Raw genomic sequence first — 12,795 nt, 5'->3', positions numbered from 1 at the left:
CCATGCTAGTCCATTGGGATGACCCCCCGAAAAGCCGATCCCGGATCGGGACGCCATGACATACAGTGGCTCGAAAGGCTTTCCGGCAGGCTCGGCGGTACCTGACCGGAAGGTGAAAACGGGAAGGGGGTCCCATGAAACTGAGCAATCCGGTTGCTGGCGCCGTGCCGGCGGCCGCCCTGCCAGAAGACATTCGCATGGCAGCGGCTGGCGCACAGGCCTTGCGCTGGCGACGCACCCTCTGCGTCCTGTTTTTCTTCTCCGGATTCCCGGCACTGATCTATCAGCTGGTGTGGCAGCGCGCCCTGTTTCGCATCTTCGGCGTCAATATCGAATCGGTAACGATCGTCGTCACCGCCTTCATGCTGGGGCTGGGACTCGGCAGCCTGGCAGGCGGCTTGTTGTCGAGGCGGCGCGGCCTGGCGCTGCTTCCGCTGCTGGCCGCCATCGAGTTGCTCACCGGCGCCTTCGGCCTGGTGTCGCTCGACGTTTTCGACCGGGTGGGGGCCTTCGCACTGGGCTTGCCGCTGAGCGCGACGGCGGCGCTTGCACTGGCGCTGGTACTGGTGCCGACCTTGTTGATGGGCGCGACGCTGCCGCTGCTCGTCGGCCAGCTTGCCCGCCGGTCCGGCAATGTGGGCAGTTCTGTCGGGCTTCTGTACTACGTCAATACCCTGGGTGCCGGCGCGGCCTGCCTGATTGGCGCTTTCGGGTTGTTCCCTTTTCTCGGCATGCGGGCCACGGTGTACGTGGCAGTTGCCATCAATGTCACGGTGGCGTTGGGGGCCCTGGTGGCGCACTGGCGCGCAGGCGATGGGCGTGATGGTGTTGCGCCCATCGCGCAGCGGGCGGCGGCTGCCGCGCCCGTCCTGCGCTTTGGCGCGGTGCTGGTACTTGCCTGCGCCGGTGGGGCCATCTCGTTGTCGTACGAGATCTTCTTCTTTCGCACGATGTCCTATGCCACCGGGGGCAACGCCTCCGCATTCGCGCTGACCCTTGGCATCTTCCTGATCGGTATTGCATCGGGAGCGCGCCAGGCCGGGGACTGGTGTAGTGCCGCGGTCGGGCATGGCATGCGCAGGCTGGCTGGCGGGATGCTCACGGCCAACCTTGCGGGTCTGCTGTTCCTGCCCCTGCTGGCGCATCTCGCCGTGCCCGGGATCGTGTTGCTCTGCGCCATGTTGCTGGTTGTGTTTCTGGTCGCGCGAGGCTGGGGCGCGCTGCTGCCGTGTCTGGCCCATTGGGGTGTCGCGGCCGACCACCGGGCGGGCATGCGCACCGCACTGTTGTATCTCGCGAACATCGTCGGCTCCGCCTCAGGCAGCATACTGACCGGCTTCATCCTGATGGAGCATATCAGCCTGGTTGGCATTGGCGTGGCGCTGGTATGCGCCGGGCTTTCATGCGCCGTCCTGCTGAACGCATGGCTGCCGTTGTCGCGGCAGACGCGGCGCTGGCATGCGGGCGCTGCCGCCGCGCTGTGGGTGCTGGCCGTGGTGGCGCTGCCRGTGTCGAGCCGCGGCGTGCTCGAGGCGCTGCTGTGGAAGGATGCGCCGGACCCCAAGGGACCGTTTGCCCACGTGATCGAGAATCGCAGCGGCATCATCGCTGTGGACCGCGAGGGCGCCGTGTACGGCGGCGGGATGTATGACGGCCGTTTCAATGTCGACCTGCGGAATGACACCAACGGCATCATCCGGCCCTATGCACTGAACCTGTTCCAGCCGCACTCGCGCGATGTTCTGATGATTGGCCTCTCGTCCGGTTCGTGGGCGCAGGTGATCGCCAACAATCCCGAGGTGCGCTCGCTCACCATCGTGGAGATCAACCCTGGTTATGTCGACCTGGTGGCGCGCATGCCGGCCGAGGCCTCCGTGCTCAGCAATCCCAAGGTGCGGATCGTGACCGACGACGGGCGCCGATGGCTGCGCATGCATCCCGAACGGCGCTTCGATGCCATCGTGTCGAACACGACCTGGCACTTCAGGGCCAATACCACCAATCTATTGTCCATGGAATTCCTTCGCCTGGCCGACGCGCATCTGGCTCCGGGGGGCGTCCTCTACTACAACACCACCGATTCGCCGCGGGTCCAGCGCACGGCTTGCCTGGCATTCCCGCACGGCGCCCGTTTCAAGAACCACGTCGTAGTATCGCGTGCGCCGCTGGCATGGGATTTCGAGCACTGGCGCAAGACGCTGGCCGCCTATCGCATCGACGGCCGCCCGGTGCTCGACGCAGGCGGCGGCCACGATCGCCGCATCGTGGATGGCATGCTGGGCGAGTGGAAAGCTGCCCAGGACAGCGGTGAGGCTGGGCGCTCCAATGTGATAGAGGGAYGCCCGGGCATCCTGGCTCGCACGGCAGGGCTGCCGGTGGTTACCGATGACAACATGGGCAGCGAGTGGCGTCATTTGATGGGGCTTGATTGAGGACCGCCTAATCGGCGGTGCCGCACGCTGGCCGGCACGGGGAGGCAGCATGACATCGGATAGCAGGCTCTGGACGCGGGGCGATACGATAAGGTGGGGACTGGTCCTGCTGTTGCTGGCCGTCGAAGCGCTGTGGCTGAAAAGCAGCGGCAGGACAATCGGCGCGCAGGGGCTCGAGGGGCGGTTGCAAGCCTTCGCCGCGCTTGGCGCGATAAGCGGCTTCCTCGTCCTTGTGGCCAGCCGCCAGTCATCGCGCAGGCTGCGCATCGGTGAACTGGCCGTGGCGATGCACAGCCTTTGCTGGCTGACGGTGTTCATGAGCAGCATGTGCGTGCTTTCGTATTTGCTGGTCACGCTGGCGCCGCCGCTGATCGATGGCCAGCTTGCCGCCACGGATGCCGCGCTGGGTTTCCACTGGCCGGCCGTGCATGCCTGGGTACGTGCGCGGACCGAGCTGAGCGAAGCGCTGGACTGGTGCTACAACTCGGGTCGGATGGAGCTGTTTCTGGTTCCGTTGGCGATCGCCTTGTTTGGCCCTGTAGCCAGCTTGCGGGAGTTCCTGTCCGGCCTGTTCATCTCGTTGTCACTGGTGCTGCTCGTGTCGACGCCGTTCCCGGCAAGCGGCGCTTATCACTATTTCGGTGGCGTGTCGGCGGCGGAGCTGGCGCAGACGTCCCACTTCATTCCCCTGCGCGACGGCACGCTGCGTGTGTTCGATCTTGAAGCGGCGCAGGGCCTGGTTTCGATGCCATCGTTTCACACGGTCATGGGGCTGCTGTTCATCCAGGCGATGTGGTGGTCACGCCTGGCGCTGATCGTGGTGTTGCCGTTCAATGTCGTGATGATCCTGTCCACGCCGACCCAGGGAGGCCACTACCTGGCCGACGTACTGGCAGGCGTGGCCGTGTGGGCGATCACGGCGGCGCTGGTGCGCGCGTTGCGGCGCGCAGGCAATCCACTGCAGTGGGTTGCGGCAATACCGCTCGTGCCTGCAGGCAGGTTCGGGCGGGCGCGCTGAGCGGGATGCGCCGCGGCGCCCGCTTCATCGCGCCGCGCGCTACAGCATGACCGGCCGGTCGTCGAGTTCGTTGGGATTGGGCCGGTCGCCCGCGGGGAAATGCACAGCCAGCAGCTGATGGATCTTCTCCACCGCCGCCAGCACAGGCCTGACCGACAGCTCCCGCGCCAGCCCGCTCGCCAGCTCGTCGCAGATCGCGCGCCAGGTATCCGGGCCCACACGGGCATCGATGCCGCGGTCGGCCAGAAGTTCGACCGCGTGATCGGCCAGGTTGATATACAGCAGCACGCCGGTATGGCCTTCGGTGTTCCACACCTCCAGCGCACCGAACAAGGCGCGTGCGCGCTCGCGCGGGCTGACGCCCGAGAAGGCTAGCCCCACGGGCAGGCTGGATTCGATTACCACCCGCACTTCGCCACGATGCTGCCGTTCGCCGGCGCGTACCGCCTGCTGCAACTGTTGCTGGGCTTCGGCGGGGAAGTGCTTGCTGGCGGCACCGGGGCGCGTGCCCAGGTGGCGCAGTGCGCGTTTGAAATGGGGCATATGCCGTTACCAGTTGCCGGAGGCGCCGCCTCCGTCGAAGCCACCACCGCCGCCGCCACCGAAGCCGCCACCACCACCACCGCCTCCGCCTCCGCCTCCGAATCCACCGCCGCCGCCACGTCCCCAGCCGCCGCCCCCGAGACCGCCAAGGGTGCCGCCCAGTCCGCCGGCCGCAGCATCCCAGCCGCGCCCGCGCGTCACGATGCGCGAGCCGCCCGAGCGCCGTGCCGCGGAGATAAAGAAGAACAGGATGATGGCAAGCGGGAACAGCACCGGCAGCCAGTCGGTCCACGAGCCGCTCTGGGCCGGCTTGCCACCGGCCTGCGGGCCCGGCAGGGCCTCCTTGTCGATGGTGGCCTGGATGGCCGATACGCCGGCCGCGATGCCGCCGTAGAAATCGTTCTGGCGGAAATGCGGCGCCATCACGTCTTGCAGGATGCGCTTGGACATCGCGTCGGTGAGCGAGCCCTGCACGCCGCGTCCCACCTCCAGGCGCATCTTGCGCAGACCGGGCGGATTGTCCTTGGCGATCAGCAGGATCACGCCATCGTCGATGCCTTTGCGCCCGGCGCGCCAGGCGTCGGCCACGCGGATGCTGTAGGCGTCGATCGGCTCGGGCTCGGTGGTCGGCACCATCAGCACGAAGATCTGGCTGCCGCGCTGCTGCTCGTACTCGGCCAGCACGTTCTCCAGCGCGCCGCGCTGGCTGGCGCTCAGCGTGCCGGTGAGGTCGGTGACCCGCTGCGTGAGCGGCGGCACCACCACGAAGCCGTCGCCGGCGGCCATGGCGGGCGGCGCCAGCAGCGCGCCCAGCCACAGCATCAGCGCCAGCATGGCGGCCGTCCAGCCACTGCGCTCAGGGAGATGCGGCATAGCCATCGGTCCGTATCAGAACTTCACCGCCGGCGGCGCTGAGATGGCTTTCTCGTTTTCCACCGAGAACGACGGCTTGACCGGGTACTTGAAGACCATCGCGGTCAGGTTGGTGGGGAAGCTGCGCGCCAGGATGTTGTAGTCGCGCACCGCGGCGATGTAGCGCTGGCGCGCCACCGTGATGCGGTTCTCCGTCCCTTCGAGCTGCGACTGCAGGTCGCGGAAGGAGGCATCGGCCTTGAGCTGCGGATAGTTTTCCGACACCGCGAGCAGGCGCGACAACGCGCCGCTCAGCTCGCCCTGGGCCTGCTGGAAGCGCTTGAACGCTTCAGGATCGTTGAGCGTCTCGGGCGAGACCTGGATGCTGGTAGCCGCGGCGCGGGCCTTGGTGACCGCCTCGAGCGTCTCGCGCTCATGCGTGGCGTAGCCCTTGACGGTGTTGACCAGGTTGGGGATCAGGTCGGCGCGGCGCTGGTACTGGTTGATCACCTCGCCCCAGGCCGCCTTGACGGCCTCGTCCTTGGTCTGGAAGTCGTTGTAGCCGCAGGCGGACAACAGGCTCGCGCACAAGGCCAGCATGAGCCAGCGCAAGACGGACTGCCCGGAGGACAGGGACAGGGGAAGGGATGCGCGCATCGAGGACTCCGGAATTCGTGGAATTACCAGTGTAGCGCAGGGGCCGGCTGGGCAATCAAAATGACTTGGGGGTGGCTTGACGGCGGCATGGCCAGACGGGTAGATTGTCGTCTCTGCCGTGGTTGCGACGGCGGTGTCCGCCGGGCGCCGTGCCGCATCACCATCCAGCCCGAACCTGCAATGCGCGCCTTTTCGATGATTTCCGCTCCTGCTTCCGCTGCCTCGCAGCGGCAGGTGCCGGCGCGCGCCAAAGCCAAAAAACAGCCGCTCGTCTGACCGGGGCGCTGTTCCGTCAGATGAGCGACGGAACGGCACCTGCGCACAGGCGTACAGGGGGCGAGGCCAGGTTCATGCTTTCCCACTGCCCACGCGGGCTCATCTGCCACCCGGCGCACTTCTGCACGGTTTTATTGACCGGTCGCACAGGAGTGATCCGATGCAAGCAGTTCAACAAGCACAGCAGCAAGCACAACAAGTATTTTCTGGAATCTGGCTGCCGCTGGTGACGCCGTTTGCCGGCGGCGCCGTCGATCATGGCGCGCTGGCCCGGCTAGTGGCGCGCTATGCCGGTAGCGGCATCGCTGGCTTCGTGGTGTGTGGCAGCACCGGAGAGGCGGCTGCCCTCGACGAAGCGGAGCAACTGGCCGTGCTCGACACCGTGCTGTCCGGCGCCGGCGCCTTGCCGGTGATCATGGGCGTGGCGGGCAGCCAGTTGAAGCAGGTGCAGGTGCGCGTGCGCCGCCTTGCCGAGCGGCCGCTGGCCGGGCTGCTCGCGCCCGCGCCTTACTACGTCCGCCCGTCGCAGGCGGGCCTGCTGGACTATTTCCATGCGCTGGCCGACAGCGCCGCCGCGCCGCTGGTGCTGTACGACATTCCCTACCGGACCGGCGTGAAGCTGGAGACGGAAACCATCCTGGCGCTGGCCACCCATCCGAATATCCGTGCCATCAAGGACTGCGGCGGGGACTACCACGGCACGCAGTCCGTGATTGCGGACGGACGCCTCGCCGTGCTGGCGGGCGAGGATCACCAGGTGCTGGGTACGCTGTGCCTGGGCGGCACGGGCGCGATCATCGCGTCGGCCCACCTATATCCGGAACTGTTCGCGGCGCTGGCCAGGGCAGTGGCCGGGCAGCGGCTGGACCCGGCGCGCCGGATCTTCCATGCCTTGATGCCGATGATCCGCCTGCTGTTCACGGAGCCCAATCCGGGTCCGCTCAAGGCCATGCTGACGCGGGAGGGATGGCTGCGCGATGAGTTGCGCGCGCCGATGACCCCCGCCAGCGCAGGGCTGCAGGCGGCACTGGCGCAGGCCTGCGAGCAGATCGGGGCGGCTGCGCCCGATCTGCTCGGCTGAGCCGCGCCCAGCCCCAGGGCGGGGCGGTCGCGGCCGGCGAACCCTCAGGCCGCGAAGGCCTTGCGGGCGGCGTCGATGGTGGCGGCCAGGATGGCGTCGTCGTGCTGCGCCGAGACGAAGCCCGCCTCGTAGGCGGACGGCGCCAGGTAGACGCCTGTATCCAGCATGGCGTGGAAGAAGCGGTTGAAGCGGGCCGTATCGCACTGCGTGACTTCGGCGAAGCTGCCCGGCACGCCCTCGCGGAAGTACAGGCCGAACATGCCGCCGATGGCGTCCGCGGCGAACGGCACGCCGGCTTCGCGGGCAGCCGCGGCCAGTCCGTCGGCCAGCTTGCGGGTTTGCGCGGCGAGCCGGTCATGGAAGCCCGGCGCCTGGATCAGCTTGAGCGTGGTCAGCCCGGCCGCCACCGCCAGCGGGTTGCCCGATAGCGTGCCGGCCTGGTACACGCCGCCCAGCGGCGCCAGGCAGGCCATGATGTCGCGCCGGCCGCCAAAGGCCGCCGCCGGCATGCCGCCGCCGATCACCTTGCCCAGGCAGGTCATGTCCGGCGTGATGCCGTAGTGCGCCTGCGCGCCGCCCAGCGCCACGCGGAAGCCGGTCATCACCTCGTCGAAGATCAGCACCGCGCCGTACTTGGTGCACAGCGAGCGCATCGCTTGCAGGAAGGCATCGCTGGCGCGCACCAGGTTCATATTGCCGGCCACCGGCTCCACGATCACCGCGGCGATTTCGTCGGCATGCTTGATAAAGGCTTGCTCCAGCTGCTCGACGTTGTTGTATTCCAGCACCATGGTGTGCTTGGTCACGTCGGCGGGCACGCCGGCCGAGGAGGGCGCGTTCTTGGTGGTGTCGGCAAAGGTCAGCAGGCCGGACCCCGCCTTGACCAGCAGGCTGTCGGCGTGGCCGTGGTAGCAGCCCTCGAACTTGACGATCAGGTCGCGCTTGGCAAAGCCGCGCGCCAGGCGCAGCGCGCTCATGGTGGCCTCGGTGCCGGAGGAAACCAGCCGCACCTGCTCGATCGACGGCACCAGCTTGCAGATTTCCTCGGCCATCTCGATTTCGGCTTCGGTCGGCGCCCCAAAGGAGAAGCTGAGACCAGCGGTCTCCTGCACCGCGCGCACCACCTCGGGGTGGGCGTGGCCGACGATCATCGGGCCCCAGGAGCCGATATAGTCGATGTAGCGCTGGCCATCGGCGTCCCACATGTAAGCGCCCTCGGCGCGCGTGATGAAGCGGGGGGTGCCGCCCACCGAGCGAAAGGCGCGCACGGGCGAATTGACGCCGCCCGGAATGGTTTGCTGTGCGCGGTCGAAGAGCTGCTGGTTACGAGACATGGCTTTGCGTGAAATCAAAAGCGGGAGAAACGCGTTCTATCAGGCAGCAAGTTACGTGGAAAATGCCGGCAAAAGAGTCGAAATGCGAGGCATTTGCCGGGTAACGTGCGCGAACACGGCGTATTTGGCCCGAATCGTACTTGCCCTGCTGGCGCCGGCGGCGCCGATTCGGTACCATCTGGCCCTGAATTTTAATGGAGAGTGACTGTACCGTTATGGAATACAAGACCTGGATGTGCCTGATCTGCGGGTGGATTTACGACGAGGCCACCGGCGCGCCCGAAGACGGCATTGCCCCCGGCACCAAATGGGAAGACGTGCCCATCAACTGGACCTGCCCGGAATGTGGCGCGCGCAAGGAAGATTTCGAGATGGTGGCCCTGTAAAGCTGCCGCATCGTACCGCGCAAGCCGTTCGTCGCCCGCCAGGTCAGGCCGGCCGGCGTGATTTGGCAATGCGGGGGCATGACGCGGCCGTGACGAACGCCGCCGGCCCGCCGTAGCGCGTCGCGTCAATGCGACAGATCGGGCGGGGCTGCCCCGGTTTCCGGATTGACGGCCCCACGGCGACTTGTCACACTCTGTTTCAAATTTGAAAATCCATCCCTTAGGGGGGTGGACCTTGGCAGGCGCGGGTACCACGCGCCGCCGTTTGCCGCGTACCGGGTCACCGGTCCGGCGCGTTTTCGGGAATCAAATCGTTTTTGTTTCGGGGGTCCGTCGGGGCAGGCAGCTGCGCCGCGCGGAAGTTCTCAAGTGAATGCCGGCGCTTTCCCCCTGGGAAGCACGCTGGTCGCGGGAACGAGATGCGGGTCGCTCAACTACAAGAAAGCATTCGGGTCAACGCCGAGGTCAGCGGCGCGGTCGAAACTGGCGTCAGCGCCAGCGGCGTTGCTGCGCCTGCGCCGGCGCGCCGCAAGGTGCTCGTCATCGACGATTCCAGCACCATCCGCCGCACCGCCGAGATCTTCCTGTCCCAGGCAGGCTGCCAGGTGCTGCTCGCCGAAGACGGCTTCGAGGCACTCGCCAAGGTCGGCGACATGCATCCGGACCTGATCTTCTGCGACATCCTGATGCCGCGCCTGGATGGCTACCAGACCTGCGCCCTGATCAAGAAAAGCCCCCGATTCCATGCCATCCCGGTGATCATGCTGTCCTCCCGCGACGGCGTGTTCGACCGCTCGCGCGGCCGCCTGGTCGGCGCGCAAGACCATCTCGCCAAGCCGTTTACCCGCGAGTCGCTGCTGCTGGCGGTCGATGCCTGCGTGCCGCGCGCCGCCGCCGTGGCCAGCCCCTTGCCGGCTTGAGCGCATATCAAGGCGCATATCAAGGAATATTCATGACTATCAGCAAAATCCTTATCGTTGACGACTCCCCGACCGAAGCCCTGTTCATGTCCGACCTGCTCGGCAAGAAGGGTTTCAAGGTGTCGGTGGCCGGCAATAGCGACCAGGCCTTCGCCCGGCTCGAGAAGGAAGCCTTCGACCTGATCCTGATGGACGTGGTGATGCCTGGCCAGAACGGCTACCAGGCGACCCGCGCGATCAAGCGCGACGACCGCTTCAAGGACATTCCCGTGATCATGTGCACCAGCAAGGGCCTGGACACCGACCGCATCTGGGGCATGCGCCAGGGCGCGGCAGACTACATCGTCAAGCCGGTCGACGGCGAAGAACTGCTCACCAAGATCGCCGCGCTGACCCACTGAGCCAGGCGCCGATCCTGCACCCGCTCCCTCCCTACGCCTATCATCCGGACCTAGACCATGAACGCGCCGCGCCAGGACCTCCGTGCCCGCCAGACCCGGCTGCAGGACTACCAGGCCATGCTGGCCCGCCGCCTGCGCGAGGCGCGCAACCTGCCGGCGGTGGACAGCTACCTGGGTTTGCAGGTAGGCCAGCGGCACTGGCTGCTGCCGTTGCCGCAGACGGGCGAGGTGCTGGAGATGCGCCAGCCCAGCCGCGTGCCGCTGACGCAGTCCTGGTACACGGGACTGGTGAATGCACGCGGCAGCCTGCTGGGCGTGATCGATTTCGGCCTGTTCTGCGGCGAGGGAGCCACCGCGCTGCAGCCGGGCAGCAAGATCGTGGTGCTGTCGCGCCAGGTGGAGCGCGCTTGCGGCATTCTTGCCACGCGCGTGATCGGGCTGCGTCATGCAGGCGACCTGTCCTTGCCGGCGGAGTCCGCGGACCGGGCGCCGGCTCGGCAGGAGGCGGCGCCGGAGTGGGAGGGCGCCCGTTTTGCCGACCGCGACGGGCGTGACTGGCAGGTGCTCGACGTGCGCAGGTTGCTGGCGTCTCCGGCCTTCCTGCAGGTGGGCCGGCAGGCCGCCTGAGCGTCGCGCGGGCATGCCCGCTGCAACAAATCAAAATCGAAAAATAACGGACAGAGGGTGCTATGGGCTTCAAGATGTTCAACCTGGGTCGCCAGGCACAGGTGGTCAGTGCCGCCGAACCGGCGGTGAATGCCGCCGCCGCGCCTGGCACGCGTAGCACCCCGGCCCGGCGGTTCTCGGACAGGCTTTCCCGCCTCCCGTTTGCCAGCCAGCAACGCGCGCTGACCGCGGGCGTGGTGCTGTCGCTGACCGCCCTGCTGGCCTCGGTGTATTTCGACAACCGTGAAGCCAACAACGGCGCCGCGCAGATCGAGATCGCGGGCGACATGCTGATGCACTCCCAGCGCCTGGCCAAGGCGGTGCCGGTGGCCCTGCTGGGCAATGCGCAGGCCTTCACGCAGCTGCGCCAGTCCAAGAGCGAACTCGCCGGCGACTTGCAGGCGCTGCAAAACGGCAGCGACGCCAAGCACGTGCGTGCCACCGGCGGGGCGGCCGCGCCGTTGCTGGAAAAGGCCATGGAGTCCTGGCAGCGCACCGAGAAGAGCGCTGGCGACGTACTGGCCCAGCAGCCAACCCTGACCACCATCGRCCAGACCCTGCAGATCTTCAACGCTTCCAACCCGGAACTGCTGGAAAGCGCCGAGCAGGTGGCGGCGATCAAGCTGCAGAGCGGCGCCAATGCGCGCGAGGTGGCTGCCTCCGCGCAGCTGGTGATGCTGACGCAGCGCCTGGGCAAGAACCTCAACGAGTTCCTGGCGGGCGAAGGCGTCAATCCGGAAACCGCGTTCCTGCTGGGCAAGGACACCAATACCTTCCGCGAAACCCTGGACGGGCTGATGAACGGCAGCGAAGCGCTGCGCTTGTCCGCCGCCGGCGATGCAGAGACCCGCGGCTACCTGCAGCTGCTGTCGCAGCGGTTCGACGCGGTGCAGAAGACCACCCAGACCATTCTGCAGAACCTGCCCGGCCTGATCGCCGCCAAGCGCGCCCAGCAGCAGATCTTCAATGACAACGAGGCGCTGCGCGGCGAACTGTCCGCGCTGCAGGCAGCCTATGCCGAAGGCGCGCGCGTGCGCCCGCTGACGCTGGGCGCCACCGTCGTCTCGGCCTTGCTCACGCTGCTGTTCCTGGCTGGCCTGGCCGCGCTGTACCTGCGCGACTCCCGCGCCCGTACCCTCGAAGCGGAGGCCCGCGAACGCGAGGCGGAAGCCCGCCGCCTGGACGAAAAGCGCAACAACGACGCTACCCAGAAGGCCATTCTGCAGCTGATGAACGAACTGCAGGACATCGCCGACGGGGACCTGACCAAGCAGGCCACCGTGACCGAGGACATCACCGGCGCCATCGCCGACTCGGTGAACTACACGGTGGAGGAACTGCGCGAACTGGTGGGCCGCGTGCAGCAGACCGCCGGCGAGGTGACGCAGGCATCGAGCCAGGTGCAGGACACCTCGACCGAGCTGGTCGCGGCGTCGGAAGAGCAATCGCGCCAGATCCGCCAGACCGGCGAATCGGTGGTGGAGATGGCGGATCGCATCACGCAGGTGTCGCGCGGCGCGGCGGAATCCGCCAACGTGGCGCGCGCCTCGCTGGCCGCGGCCGAGCAGGGCCAGCACGCGGTGCAGAACGCCATCGTCGGCATGAACGACATCCGCGAGCAGATCCAGGACACCTCCAAACGCATCAAGCGCCTGGGCGAATCGTCGCAGGAGATCGGCGAAATCGTCGAACTGATTTCCGACATTACCGAGCAGACCAACGTGCTGGCGCTCAACGCCGCCATTCAGGCCGCATCGGCTGGCGAAGCCGGGCGCGGCTTCTCGGTGGTGGCCGAGGAAGTGCAGCGCCTGGCCGAGCGCTCCGGCGAGGCAACCAAGCAGATCGGCGCGCTGATCCGCACCATCCAGACCGATACGCAGGATGCGGTGCACGCCATGGAGCGCAGCACGCAAGGCGTGGTGGAAGGGGCCAAGCTGTCCGACAATGCCGGCGCCGCGCTGGTGGAGATCGGCCGCGTGTCGCGCCAGCTCGCCGAGCTGATCGAGCAGATTTCGCAGACCACCTCGCACGAGGCGGGGCTCGCCACCGCGGTGGCTCGCAATATCGAAGGCATCTTGCATGTGACCGAGCAGACTTCCTCGGGCACGCGGCAGACCGCACTGTCGGTGCGCCAGCTGACTCTGCTGACCGAAGAGCTGCGCAACTCCGTGCTGCGATTCAAGATCGCCTGACGGGTTACGCAAGGGCCGCGCGAGCGGGCCACGGGCC

General features: G+C 67.3%; 12 protein-coding genes. 8 read left to right on the top strand and 4 right to left on the bottom strand.

The window, feature by feature from the left end:
* Window positions 1-134: 134 nt before the first annotated feature.
* A complete protein-coding gene (locus AC1DT6_RS13860; protein WP_477114735.1) occupies window positions 135-2,432 on the top strand; it encodes a spermine/spermidine synthase domain-containing protein in 2,298 nt (765 codons plus the stop codon).
* A 49-nt stretch (window positions 2,433-2,481) separates the two neighbouring features.
* Window positions 2,482-3,450: a phosphatase PAP2 family protein gene (locus AC1DT6_RS13855; protein WP_477102637.1), complete on the top strand. Its 969-nt coding sequence runs from the start codon at window positions 2,482-2,484 to the stop codon at window positions 3,448-3,450.
* A gap of 39 nt (window positions 3,451-3,489) precedes the next feature.
* Here AC1DT6_RS13855 and AC1DT6_RS13850 read toward each other — a convergent pair whose 3' ends face one another.
* From AC1DT6_RS13850 to AC1DT6_RS13840, 3 genes are read right to left on the bottom strand one after another with little or no spacing between them, the layout of a single operon-like run.
* Window positions 3,490-3,993, bottom strand: a complete 504-nt coding sequence (locus AC1DT6_RS13850; protein WP_441626407.1) for a TPM domain-containing protein — start codon at window positions 3,991-3,993, stop codon at window positions 3,490-3,492.
* A 6-nt stretch (window positions 3,994-3,999) separates the two neighbouring features.
* Window positions 4,000-4,866, bottom strand: coding sequence for a TPM domain-containing protein (locus AC1DT6_RS13845; protein WP_477102636.1), 867 nt, complete (start codon window positions 4,864-4,866; stop codon window positions 4,000-4,002).
* A 15-nt stretch (window positions 4,867-4,881) separates the two neighbouring features.
* Complete coding sequence (locus tag AC1DT6_RS13840) at window positions 4,882-5,502, bottom strand: LemA family protein (RefSeq protein WP_441637096.1); 621 nt, start codon at window positions 5,500-5,502, stop codon at window positions 4,882-4,884.
* A 436-nt stretch (window positions 5,503-5,938) separates the two neighbouring features.
* Here AC1DT6_RS13840 and dapA point away from each other — a divergent pair, with 436 nt between their 5' ends.
* Complete coding sequence (gene dapA / locus AC1DT6_RS13835) at window positions 5,939-6,859, top strand: 4-hydroxy-tetrahydrodipicolinate synthase (protein WP_441637094.1); 921 nt, start codon at window positions 5,939-5,941, stop codon at window positions 6,857-6,859.
* Between the two features lie 44 nt (window positions 6,860-6,903).
* On the opposite strand, the gene hemL is transcribed toward dapA, so the two are convergent.
* Window positions 6,904-8,193, bottom strand: a complete 1,290-nt coding sequence (gene hemL / locus AC1DT6_RS13830) for a glutamate-1-semialdehyde 2,1-aminomutase (RefSeq protein WP_441637092.1) — start codon at window positions 8,191-8,193, stop codon at window positions 6,904-6,906.
* Window positions 8,194-8,408: 215 nt separating this feature from the next.
* On the opposite strand from hemL, the gene AC1DT6_RS13825 reads away from it, so the two are divergent.
* From AC1DT6_RS13825 to AC1DT6_RS13805, 5 genes are all read left to right on the top strand, one after another.
* Window positions 8,409-8,579 (top strand): rubredoxin, encoded by a 171-nt coding sequence (locus tag AC1DT6_RS13825; RefSeq protein ID WP_006159034.1) that lies wholly within the window; start codon window positions 8,409-8,411, stop codon window positions 8,577-8,579.
* Between the two features lie 419 nt (window positions 8,580-8,998).
* Window positions 8,999-9,499 carry a response regulator gene (locus tag AC1DT6_RS13820; RefSeq protein ID WP_441637090.1) on the top strand — a complete coding sequence of 167 codons (501 nt, stop codon included), beginning with the start codon at window positions 8,999-9,001 and terminating at the stop codon, window positions 9,497-9,499.
* Between the two features lie 32 nt (window positions 9,500-9,531).
* Window positions 9,532-9,900, top strand: a complete 369-nt coding sequence (locus tag AC1DT6_RS13815; RefSeq protein WP_035859363.1) for a response regulator — start codon at window positions 9,532-9,534, stop codon at window positions 9,898-9,900.
* Between the two features lie 57 nt (window positions 9,901-9,957).
* The gene (locus AC1DT6_RS13810) at window positions 9,958-10,527 is read left to right on the top strand and encodes a chemotaxis protein CheW (RefSeq protein WP_441637088.1); all 570 of its coding nucleotides are present in this window, start codon (window positions 9,958-9,960) and stop codon (window positions 10,525-10,527) included.
* Between the two features lie 62 nt (window positions 10,528-10,589).
* Window positions 10,590-12,758 (top strand): methyl-accepting chemotaxis protein, encoded by a 2,169-nt coding sequence (locus AC1DT6_RS13805; RefSeq protein ID WP_477114734.1) that lies wholly within the window; start codon window positions 10,590-10,592, stop codon window positions 12,756-12,758.
* Window positions 12,759-12,795: the final 37 nt, after the last annotated feature.

Source organism: Cupriavidus sp. 01L45 (genome assembly GCF_056399885.1).
This window is presented reverse-complemented; position numbering and strand designations above follow the sequence as displayed.

Excerpts from the sequence above, each read along its gene's own strand:
- AC1DT6_RS13810 (WP_441637088.1), top strand. The coding sequence starts at position 9,958 with ATGAACGCGCCGCGCCAGGACCTCCGTGCCCGCCAGACCCGGCTGCAG.
- AC1DT6_RS13845 (WP_477102636.1), bottom strand. The coding sequence starts at position 4,866 with ATGCCGCATCTCCCTGAGCGCAGTGGCTGGACGGCCGCCATGCTGGCG.
- dapA (WP_441637094.1), top strand. The coding sequence starts at position 5,939 with ATGCAAGCAGTTCAACAAGCACAGCAGCAAGCACAACAAGTATTTTCT.
- AC1DT6_RS13855 (WP_477102637.1), top strand. The coding sequence starts at position 2,482 with ATGACATCGGATAGCAGGCTCTGGACGCGGGGCGATACGATAAGGTGG.
- hemL (WP_441637092.1), bottom strand. The coding sequence starts at position 8,193 with ATGTCTCGTAACCAGCAGCTCTTCGACCGCGCACAGCAAACCATTCCG.
- AC1DT6_RS13840 (WP_441637096.1), bottom strand. The coding sequence starts at position 5,502 with ATGCGCGCATCCCTTCCCCTGTCCCTGTCCTCCGGGCAGTCCGTCTTG.
- AC1DT6_RS13820 (WP_441637090.1), top strand. The coding sequence starts at position 8,999 with ATGCGGGTCGCTCAACTACAAGAAAGCATTCGGGTCAACGCCGAGGTC.
- AC1DT6_RS13815 (WP_035859363.1), top strand. The coding sequence starts at position 9,532 with ATGACTATCAGCAAAATCCTTATCGTTGACGACTCCCCGACCGAAGCC.
- AC1DT6_RS13825 (WP_006159034.1), top strand. The coding sequence starts at position 8,409 with ATGGAATACAAGACCTGGATGTGCCTGATCTGCGGGTGGATTTACGAC.
- AC1DT6_RS13850 (WP_441626407.1), bottom strand. The coding sequence starts at position 3,993 with ATGCCCCATTTCAAACGCGCACTGCGCCACCTGGGCACGCGCCCCGGT.